We start from the raw sequence: 21,233 nt of genomic DNA on the forward strand, positions 1-21,233 counted from the left end.
AAATATTTTTTAGATTAACCTAAAAATTTAATTTACTATATTTGCCCTATGGCAATTTCATTTACAGAAGAAAACTACCTAAAGGTCATTCACCGCCTCTCAGAAGCAACATCTGAAGAGATTTCGACCAATGCCGTTGCAGAGCTAATGCAAACGAAAGCAGCCTCCGTTACGGATATGTTACGCAAATTAGCCGAAAAGGGTTGGGTGAATTACCAGAAATACCAAGGCGTGCGCTTGAGTCCTACGGGAGAAAAGATTGCGTTATCCATTGTGCGGAAGCACCGACTTTGGGAAGTATTCTTAGTCGATAAAATGGGTTTTAACTGGGATGAAGTGCATGAAATCGCGGAACAATTAGAGCACATCGAATCCGATGATTTAGTCAACAAATTAGATGAGTACCTCGGATTCCCTAAAACCGATCCGCATGGTGACCCTATTCCGAACAAAGAAGGCGTTTTACCAGAATTAGCCTATTCTCACTTATCCGAAATCAAGGCAAACAAAACCTGTAAATTAATGGGAGTGGCTCAAGATTCTGCGGTATTCTTACAATTGCTAACAAAGCTGCATTTGAGTCTGGGAGCAAAACTAGATATTAAAGAGATAAATGAATTTGATCGATCTATTTTCGTCTCCATCAATGACGCAGAACCCATCTTCATCAGTCATGAAGTGGCTAAAAATATTCTCGTTAAGATTTTAGCTTAATAAATCGAGTACCTCGTCCTCGCTCAAGGCGCGTAAGATACTCTCGTCTGACGTGACTAATTCGGAGGCTAAATCCTTCTTGCGTTGCTGCAAGGCCAGAATTTTCTCTTCCACCGTTTCTTTCGAAATGAATTTATAGGTGAATACCGTTTTCTTTTGGCCGATTCGGTGTGCCCGGTCAATGGCCTGAGCTTCTGCCGCTGGATTCCACCACGGGTCTAATAAGAAAACGTAATCAGCCGCTGTCAAGTTCAAGCCTACACCACCCGCCTTTAAGGAAATAAGGAAAACCGATTGACCATCGTCTTTTTGGAAACTCTCCACCTGGCCCTTCCGGTCAAGCGTACTACCATCTAAATAGGCGTATGCAATACCGCGCTCATCTAAAGCCTTTTTAATCAAGTTCAGGTGCTGTACAAACTGACTAAAGATTAACACTTTGTGATGTTGCTCTAATACTGTTTCTAATTTCTCTAAAACAGCTTCCATCTTACCAGAATCACCTGTATAACCCTCCTCGCAAAGCAATGGATGATTCGCGAGCTGGCGCAATTTCGTGAGACCTTGCAATACGGAGAATCGAGATTTCTGTAAACCTTCGTCCTTAATCTGCTTCAATAAAACATCCCGATAGAACGATTTCGTCTTATCGTACAAACGTTCCTGCTCCTCGGTCATCGAGCAATAAGTCACTGATTCCATTTTAGCTGGTAAATCCGCGGCCACTTGACGCTTCTCGCGACGTAATAAATAGGGCTTAATTAAGAAGTATAGCCGTTTTTTCTTCTCCATATCCGCCTTCTTTTCGATAGGCAATTGGAAATGATCTTTAAAATAGCGCTGCGTTCCGAGTAAGCCGGTGTTGACAAAATTCATTTGGGACCAAAGATCCATCGTCGAATTCTCCAGCGGAGTTCCCGTCATGACGAGACGGAATTTAGCATTTAGTTTTTGAACGGCTTTGGTAATATTCGCCATCGGATTCTTAATCGCCTGCGACTCATCTAAAATGACATACGAAAAGGCTTGCTTTTCGAACCATTCAATGTCAGATCGCACCATTCCAAAAGAGCAAAGAAGTAAATCAACTTTACCGATCTGAGCCTGCAGCTTCTCCCTTTGAGGTCCACTATAGACTAAAACACGTAGTTGAGGCGTAAATTTCTTCGCCTCCATCTCCCAGTTATATAACAAGGAGGTAGGCATCACTAGTAAGGTAGGCAAGGTCTCCCCTTGTTCCTTCAAACTCTGTAATAAGCAAAGTGTCTGTACCGTTTTACCTAGACCCATATCATCCGCCAAACAGGCGCCTAAACCAGCCGCCTGACGCGTGCGCATCCAGCGATAACCATCTAATTGGTACGGACGTAAGGTTCCTTTAAAGTTCTTAGGAATAGGATATTCTTTTGATTCAAGCGTTAAATCACTGACCGTTTTAGAGCGTAAAGCCGTCTTCACTAGGTCTTGATTCTCCCATTCCTGCACTAGCTGATAATGCTGACGACGCAAGAAAACACCCTCTTCCCCGGGACGTGTCTCTGAGAAATAGAATAAATCTTGGTAATCATGGAACCAGTTATCCGGAATCATCGCGATAGAACCATCCGGCAGATGAAATTCTTTCTTCTTTTGGAGGATGAGCTGACGAATTTTCAAGAAAGGAATTAAGAACTCCCCAAAAGAAATCACCGCCTGAATATCAAACCAATCTAATTTTTCACCAATGCGAATATTGATTTCTGGCTTTCCGAGGAAATAACGTGGGGCTTGCCCATCCCCTTTAAACTGAACTACAAAACCTGCTTGATCGAGAGCTTCTTTACTTGAAGTTAACCATTGAACGGCCTCTCCACGTTGCATGGAAGCTCTACCATCATTTTCCATCTTTAACCCTAAGGTTTTCAAAAGCTGGAAAGCTCTTTTTTCCTTCACATGCGAACGCATAATTTTTTGGAAAGCATAGCTGTCCCCTTTCTTTTCAAAGAGTACATTCGCATCTGACGACAGACCATCCCAAGGGAATCGATTATTGCCATATTGAAAGGACAACACAAAATTCCAACGATCAGCCGCTTCTAAGGCAGCCTTCTTTTTAAAAGTCTCTTCATCCTCTAGTTTAGGCGCTGTGGGCCCATAAGAAAGCAAGAATTGAACAGGCTTTTCGGTATTTGTAATCTCAAAACCTTTCGCGTATACGGGGTAGCGAGCGACCATGGCCTTCACGAATTTTCGGAAGTAATCTTCCTCCATATTCTTGGGAATCGCCACGAACTTCTTATTCAAGAAAGGACGCAATTTTTTGCCCTCTAATTCTGGATTGAAGTGATATAACTTCTGGTTCATCAGCATCCAAGCCGGTTCATCACATAAAACAACCGCCTCCTTGTGCTGGAACTCTAATTTATTACCTAGGTATTTCAGCGTAGGGAAATAGTGTGTATTCTCCTCATTACGCATAAAATGGAATAATACATCTACGGCCTCCGCTTCGATTTGAACGGATTGACGCATCGGATTTCCATCATTTCCCATGATAAAAAGTGTCTTTTCTGGACAAATAAGTCCAAAAACCTGACCCCTCTTCTTCTCAATTACCGACATGACGGCCTCTTGAATTTCCTTTTCTCCTTTTTCCGCGTCAAACGTCTTTAAAAAGAATTCCTCCACCGTCTTCCTCTTCGAAGTATTGAACTTCTCGTAAACCGCCATTGGTTTCATACTCTCGATCAAACCTACCGCAGTGCGATCGCGCTCATCCAGCGAATGTTCAAATTCATGGAAATTCCGAGAAGTAAGCGTTTGATACTCCCAAGTCAAAGCTCCCTTCTCATTTAATTGCACCACAAAGACTTCGAATAAGTACCCGAGGCATTCGTGAGACAATAAAGAATAAACAACCTTGAAAGGTTTGTTAGGAGCTATTTTCATTTTAAAAACATCCGATTTTCCGGATTACAAGAGTCAAACCTTTAAAATTAAGGTTTTTTTCTCAATTGCAAGCAAGCCCAGTTGTTTTTTGATGATTGAGAAATTAAATTAAGTTGCTGCTTTTCAGCGGATTCCAATAAAAGTGGAATGTCTTCGGTGTAGAAACCACTCAAGAAAAGTAGGCCACCTGGCTTAATGCGCACAGCATACTCCGCCATTTCTGCTAATAAGATATTTCGATTAATATTGGCTAATAATACATCATACGTGGTCTCATCCTCTTCAAGGATAGTTCCCAGCACGAATGGAATCTCTTCGCAAGCATTTAAGCCGGCATTTTCGATAGAATTCTCTACTGACCATTCGTCGATATCAAAGCCGCGCACGAATCCCGCACCACGTTTCTTTGCCACAAAAGCCAATAGACCCGTACCCGTTCCTGCATCTAAAACACTTTTATCCGTTATATCCACATCGAACAAAGCTTTCGCCATCAGCGAAGTCGTTTCGTGGTGACCCGTTCCAAAAGACATTTTAGGATTAATGACTAACTCTACCTGAAAACCAGGCTCAGACGGATGAAAACTGGCGCGAATCAACACTAAGTCCTCGATTCGAATAGGATCATAATTACTTTCCCATACTTCATTCCAGTTTTGCTTCTCAATTCGATTAGTTTCGTAGGTTTCTAAACCATAGCGGGACATAATCTCCGCTAAAGCCTCCACAGAAAAATCCACTTCAGGGCAATAAGCAATTACCCCCGAATCAGCATCTTCGAAAATATCGAATTGAATTTCGCTCAGTTCAGCGACTAAAATATCAGACAGCTCAGGACTGGCTGTAATTTTCACTTGAATCGTAGACATAGATTAATTAGAAGGAGGGGTGTTTTTCTTTCCAAAAACGGAAATGCCAATATACCGTTTCGGCTGTAATCTGAAGTCAAGCAATAGCTTATCTAGATCAACGAGTGTTTTATTTAAACCTACATATAGGCTATCATTCTTAATCAATTTACCCGCCGTGCCTTCGCCACGCTCTAAACCTTGCACAATCTTCTTCAGCGAAATGACCGCAGCATCGACTTCTTTCAAAGTCTTACCTAACCTTAGTGCTTGTAACGAATCAGCCACCGAATTGAACTTTGTTAATAAAGGGCGCAATTGCTTCTCGGTTTCCATTAAGTCTGATGACAAAGTCTTCATATTGGAAGAAATCTGAGCAATATTCGCCCGATTATCAGCTACAATGCCATTCACCGATCCATTCAGATTCGACACCGTTTCATTCGATGTTTTCAACAAGGTATTCAGGTAGGTTCCTGTATTGTCAAACTTAGTAGAAATTTGACGAAAGGAAACTAAAAGCGAATCGGCATTAGCAATCACAGGAATCGCACGTTCTTTCAATAAGGTGGTTAAGCCTACCTCTGTTTCGCCTTTTAAAAGGGTCTCCTCTGCTAAATTTCCCTTGCCCTCTAGACGCAAGCGAATTATTTTTCCGCCTAAAAGCGCTCCATCAGATAGAACCGCAACTGTTTTATCAGGAATCACCATATCCTGGCTAAGGCGAAGGGTGACTAAAATTCTATTGGACTTAGAGGGTTGAATTTCCACTTTCTTCACCTTTCCTACTTCGATACCATTTATCATCACTTGATTAGAAACCATCAAGCCATCTACATTCTCGTATTCTACATAATAGATACGAGCCGATGAGAATATATCATTCCCTTTCAGAAAATTAAATCCGAAATAAAGGATTAAAAAGGCTAATAGTGCCAAAAACCCTACTTTCAATTCATTGCTTTTAAGCATCGTATCTATTTTTCTATTTCTTCTTTATAAGCTTTAAAGGCAGTGGCAATTGCCGTCGCTACCTCTGATTGACCTGTGGAGGAAGTTAAATAATTCTCTTCCTCTGGGTTCGTTAAAAATCCCGTTTCTACGAGAACACTAGGCATCGCCGTTCGCCAGATAACTAAAAAACCGGCCTGCTTCACGCCAAAACTCTTACGTTGATAGGTCTTCGTAAACTGCTCTTCCACTTTCGAAGCGAATTTTACCGAGCTCGCCATAAAAGCACTTTGGTAATTCGCCATCATAATATGCGCCAGCGGAGAGCTCGGATCAAAACCATCATAAGTCTTCTGATAGTCCTTCTCTTGTAAGATAACGGAGTTCTCTCGCTTCGCTACGTTCAAATTACCATCTGTTTTATGCAAACCCATGGTATAGGTTTCCGTTCCATACGCATTTTTATTCGCCGCCGCATTGCAATGCACGGAAATAAAAAGATCCGCTTTATTTCGATTAGCAATATTCGCTCGTTCGTTCAATTCAATAAATGTATCCGTATCACGCGTATAAATAATCTTCAAATCCGGATGAGCTGCTTTTAGCTTCCTCCCTAACTCCTGAATAATATGCAAGGTTACAATTCCTTCATGAGACCCTTTAGGACCCAAACATCCCGGATCTTTACCTCCGTGGCCCGCATCTAAGCAAACCACTTTGATCTTATTCTTATTATCCGTTTTCTGAATGCCGCTAGGCATCCATGCTGTCAGCAATAAACCCAGCGAGAAAAATAAACCGATAGATTTTATCTGATTAAACATTATTTTCTAATTGTTATACGTTGATAACAAGCAAAGATGTAATTTTGTAGGCTTGTATTTATAAGTACAAATATAATTTTTAAATTCCATTTGGTAAAGAAATCCACATATTACCTTTTTATTACCCTGCTCCTCCTTTTTTCTTCTCTTTCAGAAGCGAAAGCACAGCGGGTAATTTCGACGGATACTTTACAAAAATCCATCCCGAAAGATACGGCCGCTAATTTGCAGACTACGGTTTACTATTCTGCCGTAGACTCTACGATCTTAGACGCAGATGCACAAGTAGTGAATCTATATGGAGGTGCCAAAGTCAAATACGGAGAAATCTCTCTCGAAGCTAATTATATACGCCTCGATTGGGCAAAAAATGAAGTCTACGCGATCGGAACTAAGGATACGCTAACTAAAAAAATGATCGGACTTCCAGTCTTTCTGCAGGGAAGTGATAAATACGATTCAGACGAAATACGCTATAATTTCAAGACAAAGCGGGCCATCATTAAAGGTATTGTCACACAACAAGGAGAGGGATTTGTGCAAGGTAAAAATGTCAAAAAAGACGAGGAAGAGAACCTATACATTCGAAATGCCATTTATACCACCTGTAATTTAACGCATCCTCACTTTCACATAAAGGCTAGTAAGATCAAGGTGGTGGGTAAAAAAGAGATCATCTCCGGCCCCTTTCACTTTGAATTAAATGATATTCCATTGCCTATTGGCTTACCTTTTGGCTTTTTTCCCTATTCCCAGCCTAAAGAAGCCGGAAAATCAGGTATTATCATGCCTACCTATGGAGAAGAGCCAAATGGCCGTGGATTCTATTTACGCGAGGGGGGGTATTATTGGGCAGCTAGTGAAAATATTGGGGTACGATTTACGGGCCAAATATACTCCAAAGGTGGCTGGGGACTAGGTGCTAATTCGCAATATAATAAGCGTTACCGGTATACGGGAAGCTTTAATTTAGCCTTCAATCGCAATACGAATGGGGATGAATTTGCCCCGACAAAGCGGACCGACTTTGCCTTGCAATGGTCTCATGCGCCACGCAGCTCAGGAAATTCAAGTTTCTCGGCTTCCGTTAACATCGCCTCCAATTCATACAATCAATTCAATACGTTTAATACACAGCAATACCTGTCGAATACGATCGGTTCATCGGTGCAGTATTCCCGTAATTTTGGACAGACAGTCCGCACCAGCATTAACCTTAGAATCAACCAAAATACAAGTACTCGAGTTTTCGATGCTGGAACGGATTTTAACTTTGGCCTAAACCAAATACAACCCTTCAAAAAGAAAAACTCTTTAGGGGATCGATTCATTGATCAATTTCGTGTCGGTTTAGATTTTTCTGGAGGTATTTCAATGACGAACCAAATAGGCGATCCCTACACGCGTTACGAATTTGACGTCTATCCGCGTTCTTCCAATTCACTTAGAGGAACCATTCAAAGACCCTTTATTCCCACGGGAGCTGACGATGTGCCGGCAGGGGTGATTCCGGTGGATGCGAGTACGCTTCCGATTCTGTGGGAAAAGGCCCAAACGAAATTTAATTATAGCATTCCTTTATCGTTACCTAACCTGAAATTAACGAAACATATCAACTTGACTCCAGGCGTTTCTTGGTCTGGTAATATGTATACTAGATCCTATAAATATACGTATGTCCCTGCTGATTCGACAGTCCGCATCGATACCGTGGGAGGTTTACCTAAATTCAATTCGCAGATTGCATTTTCAGCGAGCATGAATACGCGTTTATTTGGGACATTACGTTTCAAAAAGGGTCGTTTAGAAGCTATCCGACACACAGTAGTTCCGTCGGTTAGTTTAAGCTATACGCCTGATAACTCTGATCCAAGTTTAGGGTATTTCCAAGATGTGCGTATCAATAATCGGAAATTCATCAATACGGATGGCAAGGAGCAAATAGGCGATATTCGGCGAATCAGCACTTTTGATCCACGTACAATGAGTTATGGGGGTGCCTCGGGGGCGATTTCTTTTGGCATCCAAAATACGCTAGAGGCGAAGTTAAAAACTAAGTCAGACACCGCTAGTGTGCTAACAGAAAAGGTACGGATATTGGATAATTTCGGTTTGAACGGTAGTTATAATTTACTTGCCAAAGAATACGCCCTCTCCAATATCGGCTTTAACCTCGCCTCCCGTGTGAAAGATTTTGACATTAATATGGGTGGAAGTTTCGATCCGTATCTCTATGTGGCTGATCCCCTATTTTTCGATATTGGACGAAGAACGCCTGACTATATGTTTAGCCAAGGGGCTGGATTAGCCCGTTTACAAGGTTTTAACTTCTCTTTAGGCCGTCGTTTCTCAGCAGGAAAGCCTAAGCCAAAAGAAAATAAAAATGCTAGCGAGGCACAAATGAACCAAATAAACCGAAATCTAGACGACTATGTCGACTGGAATGTGCCTTGGAATTTCTCTTTCTCCTATCAATATAGCATGAACAAGACCGGTTTAGCTTCACCCCAAAACATCAGTGGACTTAGTTTCCAAGGGGACCTAAGTCTTTCCGAGAAATGGAAATTCTCGGTAACCTCCGGTTTTGACTTTAAATACAAAGGCCTGACCTACACGAATATGTCCGTGCACCGCGACCTACATTGCTGGGAAATGAATTTCAACTGGACTCCGATAGCAAGTCCGTTCTATGGCCGTTCAAGTAATTATTCCTTCGATCTCCGGGTTAAATCAACCCTTTTGCAGGATTTAAAACTTTCCCGCCGGCGTAGTTTCTACGATAAAGGTGGATTCTAGTTTAATTTTGATTTAAAGGCCTTTAAAAACTTATCCATCTTCGGTTTAATAACGATCTGGCAATAAGGCTCCGTCCCATTCTCATTGAAATAATTCTGGTGGTAGTCGTCTGCCACATAGAACTCCGATGCAGCTGTAATCTCCGTTACGATTGGATTCGGGAAAACATGTGAATCATTCAATTTTTGCTTCCAGGCATCCGCCTCTTTTTGCTGCTCAGGCGTATGGAAAAACACCGCGCTACGGTATTGCGTTCCCGCATCTGCTCCTTGTCTATTCAATGTAGTGGGATCATGTGTTTGCCAAAAAATCTCCAGCAACGTAGCCACACTCACTTCCTTCGGATCATAATTTAATTGACAAACCTCCGCATGACCCGTCAAACCAGAACAAACTTCCCGGTAGGTCGGATTCTTCATCTTTCCGCCCATATAACCTGAGTTAACTGCTTTCACCCCTTTTACGCGTTGAAAAACGGCCTCCACGCACCAGAAGCATCCCGCTCCAAAAGTTATTTTCTCTAGTTTCTGATCCATATTATTTGTCTGTTTAATCTTCTTGTTTGCATTTTCTTCTGTGGCACTGCCACAAGAAAAATGAAAAGCGCTCGTGATGATGCTCAACACAAAAACTGTAATTTTTGAGATCTTTTTCATCTTATTTTATTTTTTAGCACTAATTTCGCTTCCTAAATTACCTAATTTTCATTCAAACTTGAAACAATCCTGGAAAGCTGCCTTTAAAAATCGAACCTTCGCCCTACAATTCGTAGGAGCTTTGGCCGTATTCTCTATCTTTCCAATCAAGGCGGATAATTATTTCCAATGGATCCAATTAAGAAAAGGCGTTCAGTGGAACGATCCATTACTTAACGCAATTCCGGCGCTAAATGTTTCCTACTTGATTTTTGGGATTATCTATATTTCCGTTATTTACCTATTATATCGCTTGTTGCATGAGCCCAAAAAATTTCTTTGGTTTGCCTGGGCATTTAATCTAGAGACGGCATTTCGCTTTATATCAATCTATTTAGTCGCTTTAGAACCGCCCATTGGCCTAGTGGATTTACATGATCCCCTCGCTGAAATGTTCATCTATGGGGATAATCTAGCCATCACAAAAGACCTGTTCTTTTCGGGACATACGGCCACGATGGTATTTGTTTGCTTTTTTTTACCTACCTCAAAGGAGAGATGGGCAGCTGTCGGACTCAGTTTTGTCCTCATTAGCTTATTGTTAATCCAACACGTTCATTATGGTGTGGACGTAATCGCTGCTCCGCTATTTACCTTAGCGGCTATCTGGATCGTTAAAAAGAGTGTAATTAGTTAAGACGATTTCTTATCTAAGGTCTCAAATATCGAATTATTTGATTTGTATTCCGGAATCATCTCCTTGATTTTCGCTACCATTGAATTATTGTCTCCGCTGGATAGCAAGAGGTTTAATTCGTTCGTCGCCACTTCCATATAAGCGTAAGACGGCGTATTTACTTCTGCCACTAAGATCTTAGGATGGTGCGTCGGAAGTGTATTTTCGTCGTTATTTAATAACTCTTCATATAATTTTTCGCCCGGACGTAAACCCGTATACCGAATCTCAATATCCTTATCAACTCGTAATCCACTTAGCGTAATCATCTTCTTTGCTAGGTCAATAATCTTGACCGACTCTCCCATATCAAAGACGAAAACTTCGCCGCCTTGACCCATCGTAGCCGCCTCTAAAACGAGTTCGCACGCCTCCGGTATGGTCATAAAATACCGCGTAATCTCCGGATGGGTCACTGTCACTGGTCCACCTCGCTCAATTTGCTTCTTAAACAACGGAATTATGGATCCATTAGACCCTAATACATTGCCAAAACGCGTCGCAATAAACTTGGTCTTAACTCCTTCCAGTTGATTCATTGACTGCGTATACATCTCTGCTAAACGCTTCGTCGCTCCCATCACATTCGTTGGATTCACCGCCTTATCCGTGGAAACCATGACAAATTTTTCGACCCCCAATTCAGAAGCTAGCTCAGCTAAAATCCGGGTACCTATCACATTTGTCTTAATAGCCTCATAAGGATTATTTTCCATCAAAGGAACGTGTTTATAGGCCGCAGCATGGAAAATTATATCAGGACGGTGTATTTTAAAAATCTTACTAACACGTCGCGTGTCTGATACGTCTGCTACATTCACTATTAACTGCACGTTAGCAGGCACTTTACCAGCTAATTCATATTCCAAATCATATAATGGAGATTCACCTTGATCGACTAAAACCAACTTAGCAGGGAAATAAGCAATTAATTGACGAACAATTTCACTACCAATAGATCCCGCAGCACCAGTCACTAAAATGACCTTCCCCGAAATCTCATCGCCTATGCGCTTATTGTTCATCTGAATCACCTCACGACCTAAAAGGTCTTCAATCTTCACGTTGTGAATTTGATTCATAGCAAACTCTCCCTCTACCCATTTATCTACGGGAGGTAAAGCTTTTACGATAACGCCGCGATCCAAGAAGATATCTGAAATTTTACGTTTCGACTTAGCAGACATATTATTGATGGCCATAATAACTTCTAAACCATCATTTGATCCCACAAACTTATCCAAAACCTCTGGCAAGCTATAGACCTTAATACCTTCGATCGTCTTACCAATCTTAGACTCATTGTCGTCAATAAAACCTAGAATTTTATAATTCGTGCTGCGATCTGTTTGGAAAACATTCTTTGTCAACATTCCTGTATAACCTGCACCATAGATTAAAACGCCTATGGTAGGCTTAAATTGATTTATAAAGGATTCATAGAAACTCTTCACAAAAAAGCGAAGAATAATCATCCAGAATAAACAAATAAAGAAATCGATAATTAATATGGAAGCCGACAAATTAAAGACATGTTCAAATCCTAAGGTATTTCGAATAAACCCCGAAACTAAAACCGCAGCAAATGATCCAACGAAGACGGCTTTTAAGATTAAAATCGCATCTTCAATACTCGTATGTCGTATAATTCCCGCATAAGATTGGAAATACAAGAAGGCCAAAAGGCGTAATCCTAAGATAAAAACAAGCTGAGACGCAAATATGGAGAAATCAATTTCCGACAACTGGAAATTCATTCTTAGTAAAGTCGCAATGGAAAATGAGAAGAGTACAATGAATGAATCAAAGACTAATACCAGCCATCTCGAAAGAAAGCGATTCGAATATTTCCGGATGAAGGACGACTTCGTCATGTTATTATCTTCTCGTAAAAAAATATCAGGCAATTCCCAACATTCAAAATTACCAATTATATAACATAAACTACCTAAAATTTATCAAACGGCTGATTTTGTAGACCAATGGCTAAGCTTTACCGAAGCCCGGAGCCGTTAAATCGACGATTGCATCTGATTTCATGACCATTACCCGTTCTTTAGTCATATTAGTCATATATCCGATCGCGGTGACGTCTGCGATCTTCTCTACTTTGGGAAAATCCTCCTGAGAAACGGTGAATAATAGTTCATAATCCTCCCCTCCATTAAGGGCGGCCGTTAATGGGCTCAGATTAAATTCGGTAGCTGAAAGATAAGTCTCGTCATCAATCGGAATATTTTTCTCAAAAATTCGAGCACCCAAGCCTGAGGCATTACATAAATGAATAATTTCTGAGGCTAATCCATCCGAACAATCGATCATCGAGGTAGGAATAACGCCTAAATCTCTTAATTCGTGAATGATATCAAAACGAGCCATCGGTTTTAGCTGTCGTAAAACGACATAGCTTTTACCCTCTAATTCCGGCTGCATTTCAGGATTAGATAAGAACACCTGTTTCTCTCTTTCTAACGAATGCAATCCCATCAATGCGGCACCTAAATCGCCCGAAACACAAAGTACATCATTCTCTTTAGCCCCATTTCGCTTCACTAATTTCTCCTCCTCTACCACTCCCGTGGCATTCATGGCTATAATTAAACCCTGAGGGCTAGAAGTCGTGTCACCTCCTACAAGGTCTACTTTGTATTCTTCACAGGCTAATTTTATTCCTTCGTAAAGCGCATCGACTGATTCAACTGAAAAACGATTGCTTAAGCCTAAACCAATCGTGATTTGAGCAGGAATCGCATTCATCGCTGCGATATCAGATAAGACCACAGAAACCGCCTTAAAACCTAAATGTTGCAATGGAGTATAGGCTAAATCAAAGTGTACGCCTTCAATCAACAATTCAGTCGTCGTTACCACCTTATTCCCCTTCGGATCTAACACAGCTGTATCGTCGCCAATACCTACATCTGTCCAAGCCTGCTTCTCTACAAATTGTGCGGCCAGGTGATTAATTAAACCAAACTCCCCTATTTCTCCGATTTCTGTTCTCTTTTCCATATAACAAAAAAGCCGTCACGAGGACGGCTCTGATTTGATTAATTCTAATTAAGGATTAACTAAAGCCAATTTAACAATGGCACTGCTCGCTTTTACGTAAGCCGTTGTTTGTTGAAGGCTAAGTCCTGTTGCTGTAGGTGTAGCTAAAATCGTGTAAATGATCGTTCCACCAGTTCCTGTAGGTGCTCCATCAGCACTAGTCAATCCATTTAATGTCAAACTTAGACCATCCGTTGCCACGGTGTAGGTGCCTGTGAATATTTTACCGTCAAATTCAGTCAAGGTAACTGATCCAGCCGTAGATAAATCTAACTTATATTGAGAATAGCCTTGAACTACGTTCGAAGTACTTGTTTTATCGTATTTTACTACACCATCCCACTGCGCTGAGCTGGCGGTCCACGCTTTCTTTACTAATGTGGCCACACTCACCGTAGGTGTAGGTGGTGGAGTAGGTGTAGGAGCCGGATCCCCTCCGCCACTACATGCCATCACGGAGATAGCAAACAAAAAGACAATGAATTGTTTCATAGAAATTTGTATTGTGATGTAAAATTAAAAATCTTTCTTAAAAAAATGGTCTTTGGCCCTTTTTTTTTAGCTTCGTGTAAAATATGAAGACATATACTCGCGGACAGTTAGCTCTCAGAAATGGGCAGGATAAGCCTGAGATTTGGGTCGCCTTTCAGGGGCTCATTTATGATATGACGCATTCCAAACTGTGGAAAAACGGCAAACATTATGAGCATTGGGCGGGTCAGGACTTAACACCTGAGCTAGCAGATGCCCCTCATTCAGAGAAAGTCTTTGAGAAATTTACCCCCATCGGAATTCTAGCATAATATGATTTTAATCGTTGAGAGTGGTTCGACTAAAACGGCTTGGAGACTGATAAAGGATCCAACATCTGCCTACGATAGCTTCCTTAGTGCTGGAATAAATCCCTACTATGAGACCTCTGCTGAAATTAAGACTTCACAAGAAAAGGTGTTATCTGGTTTTATAGGAGTCGCGATTCAAGCTGTATATTATTATGGAACCGGAGTAACGGGCGACGCTCAGCGGGAGATTATTGCAGAGGCATTTAGGCCCTATTTTCCCAGCAGCTGCACACTTGAAATCCAAAATGACTTGATCGCTGCGGCTAGATCACTTTGTGGTAAAGAGGCGGGTATAGCTTGTATTTTAGGGACTGGATCCAATTCAGGATTTTGGGATGGTGCACAAATTTCAGCACAAATACCTCCATTGGGATTTTGGTTAGGGGATGAGGGAAGTGGCGGCCATTTAGGGAAAAGCCTTGTTTTGAGTTATTTGCACGGACACATGCCTTTGGAATTGCGGACCGTATTTGAAAAGAGGTTTGGCGAGTTAGATCGTCTGACGGTTTTAGATAAGGCCTATAAACAAGCTTTCCCAAACCGCTGGTTTGCTAGTTTTTCAAAGTTCTTATTTGACCATCGAAAAGAGGCCTTTTGTTATTCGTTAATCGAAGAATCATTCGAATCCTTTATTACATTATACTTGAAGCGATATCAGGAGGCGTCTATTTTTCACTTCACTGGCTCGGTTGCCTTTTACTATTCTGACATCTTGAAAAAGGTGATGAAGAAAAGTGGATTGAAGCTAGGGCACATCAGCGAGGGGCCGATGGCGGGACTTTGCTTGTATCACAAAGGGGAGTTTTGGCCATAAATTCGTAAATTGCACTACAAGCTAAAAAGCCTAAGACAACAAACTTAAAACACTACCTATGACATCACATATTAAATCCATAGGAACAAAGCAAAAAGCACTACAGGTTAATTTAGACCGCAGTATTTACGGCTCTTTCGCGGAGATCGGTGCGGGTCAAGATGTGGCTGCTAATTTCTTCAAAGCCGGTGGAGCGTCTGGAACTATTGCAAAAACGATTTCAGCCTATGATATGGCATTTTCGGATGCCATTTATGGGGAAGAGGCTTCAGGCAAATATGTGTGCGAAACACGATTAATGAAAATGTTAAATCGGGAATTCAAATTATTGAATGTCCGTTTGACAGAATCTGCAGCAGAGAAACGCTTTTTTGCCTTCGCAGACACGGTTTCTGCCTTGAATTTCCAAAAGACAAATGACGCCCACGGCTGGATCGGATTACGTTTTCAGTTAACTCCGAATGGGGGATTTAACGATGTGGTTATTCACGTCAATATGCTGGATAACGATAATATTTTACAACAGCAGGCTCTAGGGGTTATTGGCGTGAATCTATTGTATGGATGCTATAATTATTACGAAAATCCAGAGAAGTTATTATTATCTCTTTTAGATGATTTAAACAAAGACCGTATCGAGATCGACATGATTCGCTTCGAGGGTCCAGACTTTAAAGAGGTGGATAATCGCTTAATGTCCCTTAATTTAGTGAAGCACGGCTATACGATGGCCGCGGTTTTTGGTCCAGATGGAAAGGTGATGCAGCCTTATGATGCTTTGGCTAAAAAACATATCGTAGCTGTTCGTGGTCGTTTCCGTCCTGTAACGAACATCTTCTCAGACATGTTAAAGAAGGGCCTTACTCAGTTTGAGCAAGAACCAGACGTGGACGATGATAAAATCTGCGTATTGTCTGAATTAACGCTGAAAAGTTTAGAAAATGAGACGCACAAAATCGACGAGAAAGACTTCTTAGATCGCGTGGATATTCTTTGTTCATTAGGCCAAACCGTATTAATTTCTAACTTCCACGAGTACTTCAAATTAGTTGACTACTTAAGCAAATTTTCTAAATTAAAAATGGCCCTAGTGATGGGTATGCCTAATTTAGAATATATTTTCGAAGAAAATCATTATAAAGATGTGCCGGGTGGGATTATGAGCGCTTTCGGGTGTTTGTTCGGAATGAAAATAAAATTATACCTCTACCCGACTGTTTCGTCCACTGGCGAGATTGTTCAATTGAAAAATTTCAAACCAGAAGGTCATCTTCAAGGACTATTCCAGTATTTGATCGACAATGAGAAATTAGCCGAAATCAAAAATTACGATGAGAAACTAATGAATATTCGCACCGATCAAGTGTTAGAAATGATTCAATCTGGAACGGACGAATGGGTACAATTTGTACCGAAATCGGTTTCCAAAATGATCAAAGAGAATTCGCTCTTTGGCTATAAAGCCTCTTAAAAAAAGCCCTGATCTCTCAGGGCTTTTTTTTATTTCATTAGATCGATAAACTGATCAAAAAGATAACGTGAATCATGTGGTCCTGGGCTTGCTTCTGGGTGATGTTGTACCGAGAAGGCTTTGCGACCTTTCACACGAAGACCTTCGACTGTTTGGTCATTCAGGTTAATGTGCGTTAATTCTGCTTGATCAGAGGACTTTAATTCGTCCATCTTGACCGCAAAACCGTGATTTTGTGACGTGATTTCGGAAAGACCTGAAATCAGGTTCTTCACGGGATGATTTAATCCACGGTGTCCATTATGCATTTTGTAGGTACGTAGGCCTACTACTTGTGCTAAGATTTGGTGTCCTAAACAAATCCCAAAAACAGGCTTATCGCTCTTCAAGAACTCTGCCACCGTATCAATCGCATAAGACATCACCGCTGGATCCCCTGGACCATTTGAAACAAAGAAGCCATCTGGATTCCAAGCTGCAATTTCTGTATAAGACGTCTTCGCTGGGAATACTTTTAAGTAGCATCCTCGCTCCGCAATATTGCTTAATATGCTTTTCTTCACGCCTAAATCTAACACAGCGACCTTGCGCTCTGCTTTCTCATCCCCTATGAAATAGGCTTCCTGAGTACAAACTTGTGAAGATAACTCTAAACCTTCCATGGAAGGGATTTTAGCAAGCGCCGCTTGTAAGGCTGCTTCATCAAATATTTCTGACGAGATTAAGCAATTCATTACACCCTTCGTACGAATGTGACGAACCAAAGCGCGGGTATCAATCCCTGAGATTCCAACAATTCCCGCATTCGCTAAATAATCCTGCAACGAACCATCTGCTGTTTCACGGGAGTGAATACTGGAGAATTCATTACAAACTATGCCGGCGATTTGGACCTGATGGGATTCCGCTTCCTCTGTATTCATCACACCATAATTACCGATGTGTGCTGTTGTATTAATAATCACCTGACCTGCATAAGACGGATCAGTATAAATTTCTTGGTAACCCGTCATACCGGTGTTAAAACAGATCTCACCTCCGTGAGTTCCTATTTTTCCTAGTGCTTTCCCGTGGAAAATAGTTCCGTCTTGTAAAAGTAAAACTGCTGGTGTGGACTCAGTAAATCTCATAATATGCTGTTATAAAATATGGGTCAAATCCTTATTGCCTAAAAAAAGGGCTTCAACGGAAAGTTGAAGCCCTTTAAAAAATAATAAGAGAAAGATTAAGCGTCTTCTCCTTTTTCTTCAGTGGACTCCTCAGTTGCTGGTGCTTCTGGAGCTTCTTCTTCAGTTACTTCTGGTGCTGCCTCTTCAGCTACAACCTCCGCTACTGGAGCTTCTTCTTCAGCCACCTCTGGTGCAGCCTCTTCAGCTACTACCTCTGCTACTGGTGCTTCTTCAATTACTTCAGCAGATGGTTGCTCAGCAGCAGCTACCGGAACTACAACTGGAGCCGTAGCTTCCGTTGTTTCCGTTGCTTTTGCAGCGCCACCACGACGGCTACGACGAGTTTTACCCGCTTTCTCCGCTGATGCAGCTAACATTGTTTCGTTGAAGTCAACTAATTCAATGAAGCACATTTCTGCGTTATCACCTAAACGATTACCTAACTTGATAATACGTGTATATCCACCTGGACGATTCGCTACTTTCTCAGAAACGATAGAGAACAATTCTTTTATTGCATCCTTACTTTGTAAATAAGAGAATACAACACGACGATTGTTTGTGCTATCTGTTTTTGATTTTGTGATCATTGGCTCTACGTATTTACGTAATTCCTTTGCTTTTGCAACTGTAGTTTGGATGCGTTTGTGCAAGATCAAAGAAGATGCCATGTTAGATAACAAAGCAGCTCTATGTGAAGCCGTTCTTCCTAGGTGATTAAATTTTTTACCGTGTCTCATTGTGTTATTTCGTAAGTTAAAAGCTCTTGCGAGCTGCGGTTAGTTTACCTCACGGCAAACCACCTATTACTTTGTTTAAATTATTTATTAATCTTCGTCTAAACGATATTTAGAAACATCCATTCCAAAGGTCAAGCCTTTTTCCTCGATCAATTGCTCTAATTCAGTTAATGATTTCTTTCCAAAATTGCGGAATTTCATCATATCAGAGATTTCTAATTTCGCTAATTCACCTAAAGTGCGTACGTCAGCTGATTTCAAGCAGTTGTAAGCACGTACAGATAAATCTAAGTCAGCTAATGAAGTCTTCAATAACTTGCGCATGTGAAGTAATTCCTCATCTACTACATTATCTTCTTCTGCTTTAGGAGTTTCAAATGTCATTGTTTGATCAGAGAACAACATAAAGTGTTGGATCAAGATATACGCTGCACCTTTCAATGCATCTTCTGGGTGGATTGAACCATCCGTTTCGATATCTAAAACTAATTTCTCATAATCTGTCTTCTGCTCTACACGTGTGTTCTCAATGCTAAACTTCACATTTTTGATCGGAGTGTAAATCGCATCAGTAGCAATGTGTCCGAATGGCAACTCGTTTGCACGAGGCTCATCAGCAGCAACATAACCACGACCCTTTTCGATTACTAAATCAATTTCAACTTCTTTCGAAGAATCTAAATTGCAAATAACCAATTCTGGGTTTAAAATTTCAAAGTAAGGAGTAAACTTAGCGATATCACCTGCAGTGATGGCTGTTTGTCCTTTGATTTTCATAGAAACTTTGTTATCCAAAATTTCTTGTGTCTTCTTGAAACGAATTTTTTTCAAGTTCAAGATGATCTCAGATACATCTTCATGAACGCCTTCAATGGCAGAAAATTCGTGTAACACACCAGAAATCTTAACGCTAGTGATAGCATATCCTTCTAAAGAAGAAAGTAAGATTCTACGAAGTGCGTTACCAATGGTAACACCGTAACCTTTTTCGAGTGGCTTGAACTCAAATAACCCATGGAAGTCTGTGGCTTTTTCCATCACAACTTTTTCGGGCATTTGGAATGCTAATATTGACATATTTCGTAGCTTAAAATGATACTGAAAAAACGTTATTGGTACTCTTTAAAAACTCTAGCAATCTCGTTAGGAGATTACTTAGAGTATAATTCGACAATTGCTTGTTCGTTGAAGTTTTCAGGAATCTGATCTCTCTCTGGCATAGCAATAAACTTGCCTACTAATTCAACTCCATCCCACTCTAACCAATTAAAGATCTTAGGAGAACGAGCTGCTAAAGAGTTAGAAACTACTTCAAGAGACTTTGATTTTGCACGAACACCTACTAATTGACCTGGACGTAAAGAGTAAGAAGGCACATTTACTACTTCACCATCCACGTTGATGTGTTTGTGAATAACTAATTGGCGCGCTGCACGACGAGTAGGCGCAATTCCTAAACGGTATACTACATTATCTAAGCGAGCTTCACATAATTTGATCAAGTTTTCACCGGTGATCCCTGCCTTAACAGCAGCTTTGTGGAACAAGTTTTCGAATTGGCGCTCTAAAATACCATATGTGTATTTCATTTTTTGCTTTTCCTTCAGTTGCACTGCGTATTCAGAAACCTTTGAACGTTTTCCTTTACCGTGCATACCTGGTGCATAGTTTTTACGAGCTAATGCTTTGCTCGGACCTAGAATTGCTTCACCGAAACGACGTGCAATCTTGGATTTGGGACCTGTGTATCTAGCCATTTTTCTTAAAAGTCATTGGACCTCTTATGCCCAATGAAGTAATTAAATTGTGAATAAAAGCGGGGGAAAATAATTACTAATTACCCCTGCATAAAAATTATTAAACGCGACGACGTTTCGGAGGACGACATCCATTGTGAGGCATTGGTGTAATATCTTTGATGATAGAAACTTCAATTCCTGAGTTTTGGATAGTACGGATAGCCGACTCACGTCCTGCTCCCGGTCCTTTTACGAAAACCTCTGCTTTCTTCATTCCTGCTTCAACAGCTACCGCTGCGCAGTTAGATGCTGCCATCTGTGCTGCATAAGGTGTGTTTTTCTTAGACCCACGGAAACCCATCTTTCCTGCTGAAGCCCAAGAGATCACTTGACCTGCTGAGTTAGTAATGGAGATAATAATGTTGTTAAAGGAAGCTTTGATGTGTACTTGACCGTTTTGTTCAACGACAACTACTCTCTTCTTCGCTTTATCTTTTCTTTTTGCTTGTGCCATAATTTGAAAATGAAAATACGAAGAGGTGTTACCCTCTATTTTTTTATTTAGTTACTTTTTTCTTGTTAGCAACTGTTTTTCTACGACCCTTACGAGTACGTGAGTTGTTCTTCGTGCGTTGACCACGTACTGGAAGACCTTTACGGTGACGTAATCCACGATAACAACCGATGTCCATTAAACGCTTAATGTTTAATTGAACCTCAGATTTCAACTGACCTTCCGTTTTGAATTCAGCAGCGATGATCGCACGGATGGCGCTAGCCTCCGTATCGTTCCACTCACCAGCTTTCTTATCATACGAAACCGCAGCTTTCGTTAATATTTTTTGAGCAGTGCTGCGACCTATACCAAAAATATAAGTTAGTGCAATTTCTCCTCTTTTTTTGTCGGGAATATCAACCCCTGCAATACGAGCCATATAGGTAATTAATTGTTGTTATTAATCAATTTAAAATTCT

The 21,233-nt window shown here is 40.9% G+C and carries 20 protein-coding genes; 6 read left to right on the forward strand and 14 right to left on the reverse strand.

Features of this window, described 5'->3' with window-relative positions; translation table 11 throughout:
- Positions 1 to 48 precede the first annotated feature (48 nt).
- Positions 49 to 714 (forward strand): metal-dependent transcriptional regulator, encoded by a 666-nt coding sequence (locus ACST13_RS06830; protein WP_459522463.1) that lies wholly within the window; start codon positions 49 to 51, stop codon positions 712 to 714.
- On the opposite strand, the gene ACST13_RS06835 is transcribed toward ACST13_RS06830, so the two are convergent.
- The 4 genes from ACST13_RS06835 to ACST13_RS06850 are packed head-to-tail and all read right to left on the reverse strand — an operon-like array spanning position 706 to position 6,265.
- Positions 706 to 3,642, reverse strand: a complete 2,937-nt coding sequence (locus ACST13_RS06835; RefSeq protein ID WP_459522464.1) for a DEAD/DEAH box helicase — start codon at positions 3,640 to 3,642, stop codon at positions 706 to 708. The two genes, ACST13_RS06830 and ACST13_RS06835, sit on opposite strands and share 9 nt — an antisense overlap.
- A 47-nt stretch (positions 3,643 to 3,689) precedes the next feature.
- Positions 3,690 to 4,511, reverse strand: a complete 822-nt coding sequence (gene prmA / locus ACST13_RS06840) for a 50S ribosomal protein L11 methyltransferase (protein ID WP_459522465.1) — start codon at positions 4,509 to 4,511, stop codon at positions 3,690 to 3,692.
- A 3-nt stretch (positions 4,512 to 4,514) separates the two neighbouring features.
- Positions 4,515 to 5,462, reverse strand: coding sequence for an MlaD family protein (locus ACST13_RS06845; protein ID WP_459522466.1), 948 nt, complete (start codon positions 5,460 to 5,462; stop codon positions 4,515 to 4,517).
- 5 nt (positions 5,463 to 5,467) lie between these two features.
- On the reverse strand, positions 5,468 to 6,265 hold the full coding sequence (locus ACST13_RS06850; RefSeq protein WP_459522467.1) for an N-acetylmuramoyl-L-alanine amidase family protein: 798 nt from the start codon (positions 6,263 to 6,265) through the stop codon (positions 5,468 to 5,470).
- A 90-nt stretch (positions 6,266 to 6,355) separates the two neighbouring features.
- Here ACST13_RS06850 and ACST13_RS06855 point away from each other — a divergent pair, with 90 nt between their 5' ends.
- Positions 6,356 to 9,061, forward strand: a complete 2,706-nt coding sequence (locus ACST13_RS06855) for a putative LPS assembly protein LptD (protein WP_459522468.1) — start codon at positions 6,356 to 6,358, stop codon at positions 9,059 to 9,061.
- On the opposite strand, the gene msrA is transcribed toward ACST13_RS06855, so the two are convergent.
- Positions 9,058 to 9,717, reverse strand: coding sequence for a peptide-methionine (S)-S-oxide reductase MsrA (gene msrA / locus ACST13_RS06860; RefSeq protein ID WP_459522469.1), 660 nt, complete (start codon positions 9,715 to 9,717; stop codon positions 9,058 to 9,060). The genes ACST13_RS06855 and msrA overlap by 4 nt on opposite strands.
- Positions 9,718 to 9,775: 58 nt before the next feature.
- Here msrA and ACST13_RS06865 point away from each other — a divergent pair, with 58 nt between their 5' ends.
- Positions 9,776 to 10,393, forward strand: a complete 618-nt coding sequence (locus ACST13_RS06865; RefSeq protein WP_459522470.1) for a phosphatase PAP2-related protein — start codon at positions 9,776 to 9,778, stop codon at positions 10,391 to 10,393.
- On the opposite strand, the gene ACST13_RS06870 is transcribed toward ACST13_RS06865, so the two are convergent.
- The 3 genes from ACST13_RS06870 to ACST13_RS06880 all read right to left on the reverse strand — a co-directional run bounded on the left by ACST13_RS06870 (position 10,390) and on the right by ACST13_RS06880 (position 13,975).
- On the reverse strand, positions 10,390 to 12,306 hold the full coding sequence (locus ACST13_RS06870) for a polysaccharide biosynthesis protein (protein ID WP_459522471.1): 1,917 nt from the start codon (positions 12,304 to 12,306) through the stop codon (positions 10,390 to 10,392). The two genes, ACST13_RS06865 and ACST13_RS06870, sit on opposite strands and share 4 nt — an antisense overlap.
- A gap of 112 nt (positions 12,307 to 12,418) precedes the next feature.
- A complete protein-coding gene (gene thiL, locus ACST13_RS06875; RefSeq protein WP_459522472.1) occupies positions 12,419 to 13,444 on the reverse strand; it encodes a thiamine-phosphate kinase in 1,026 nt (341 codons plus the stop codon).
- A 48-nt stretch (positions 13,445 to 13,492) separates the two neighbouring features.
- Entirely contained in the window at positions 13,493 to 13,975 is a 483-nt protein-coding gene (locus ACST13_RS06880) for a hypothetical protein (protein ID WP_459522473.1), read from the reverse strand.
- 83 nt (positions 13,976 to 14,058) lie between these two features.
- On the opposite strand from ACST13_RS06880, the gene ACST13_RS06885 reads away from it, so the two are divergent.
- The 3 genes from ACST13_RS06885 to ACST13_RS06895 are packed head-to-tail and all read left to right on the forward strand — an operon-like array spanning position 14,059 to position 16,610.
- Complete coding sequence (locus tag ACST13_RS06885; protein WP_459458214.1) at positions 14,059 to 14,286, forward strand: cytochrome b5 domain-containing protein; 228 nt, start codon at positions 14,059 to 14,061, stop codon at positions 14,284 to 14,286.
- Position 14,287: 1 nt separating this feature from the next.
- Positions 14,288 to 15,139 carry an N-acetylglucosamine kinase gene (locus ACST13_RS06890; protein WP_459522474.1) on the forward strand — a complete coding sequence of 284 codons (852 nt, stop codon included), beginning with the start codon at positions 14,288 to 14,290 and terminating at the stop codon, positions 15,137 to 15,139.
- 58 nt (positions 15,140 to 15,197) lie between these two features.
- A complete protein-coding gene (locus ACST13_RS06895; RefSeq protein ID WP_459522475.1) occupies positions 15,198 to 16,610 on the forward strand; it encodes a TonB-dependent receptor in 1,413 nt (470 codons plus the stop codon).
- 29 nt (positions 16,611 to 16,639) lie between these two features.
- On the opposite strand, the gene carA is transcribed toward ACST13_RS06895, so the two are convergent.
- From carA to rpsM, 6 genes are all read right to left on the reverse strand, one after another.
- Positions 16,640 to 17,740, reverse strand: coding sequence for a glutamine-hydrolyzing carbamoyl-phosphate synthase small subunit (carA, locus tag ACST13_RS06900; RefSeq protein ID WP_459522476.1), 1,101 nt, complete (start codon positions 17,738 to 17,740; stop codon positions 16,640 to 16,642).
- Between the two features lie 95 nt (positions 17,741 to 17,835).
- Positions 17,836 to 18,519 carry a 50S ribosomal protein L17 gene (rplQ, locus tag ACST13_RS06905; protein WP_459522477.1) on the reverse strand — a complete coding sequence of 228 codons (684 nt, stop codon included), beginning with the start codon at positions 18,517 to 18,519 and terminating at the stop codon, positions 17,836 to 17,838.
- A gap of 87 nt (positions 18,520 to 18,606) precedes the next feature.
- Entirely contained in the window at positions 18,607 to 19,596 is a 990-nt protein-coding gene (locus ACST13_RS06910; RefSeq protein WP_459522478.1) for a DNA-directed RNA polymerase subunit alpha, read from the reverse strand.
- Positions 19,597 to 19,670: 74 nt separating this feature from the next.
- Positions 19,671 to 20,276, reverse strand: a complete 606-nt coding sequence (gene rpsD, locus ACST13_RS06915) for a 30S ribosomal protein S4 (protein WP_459463258.1) — start codon at positions 20,274 to 20,276, stop codon at positions 19,671 to 19,673.
- Positions 20,277 to 20,376: 100 nt separating this feature from the next.
- Positions 20,377 to 20,772, reverse strand: a complete 396-nt coding sequence (gene rpsK, locus ACST13_RS06920) for a 30S ribosomal protein S11 (protein WP_130895422.1) — start codon at positions 20,770 to 20,772, stop codon at positions 20,377 to 20,379.
- 43 nt (positions 20,773 to 20,815) lie between these two features.
- A complete protein-coding gene (gene rpsM / locus ACST13_RS06925; RefSeq protein ID WP_459522479.1) occupies positions 20,816 to 21,193 on the reverse strand; it encodes a 30S ribosomal protein S13 in 378 nt (125 codons plus the stop codon).
- Positions 21,194 to 21,233: the final 40 nt, after the last annotated feature.

Source organism: Aquirufa sp. A-Brett2-W8 (assembly GCF_054558755.1).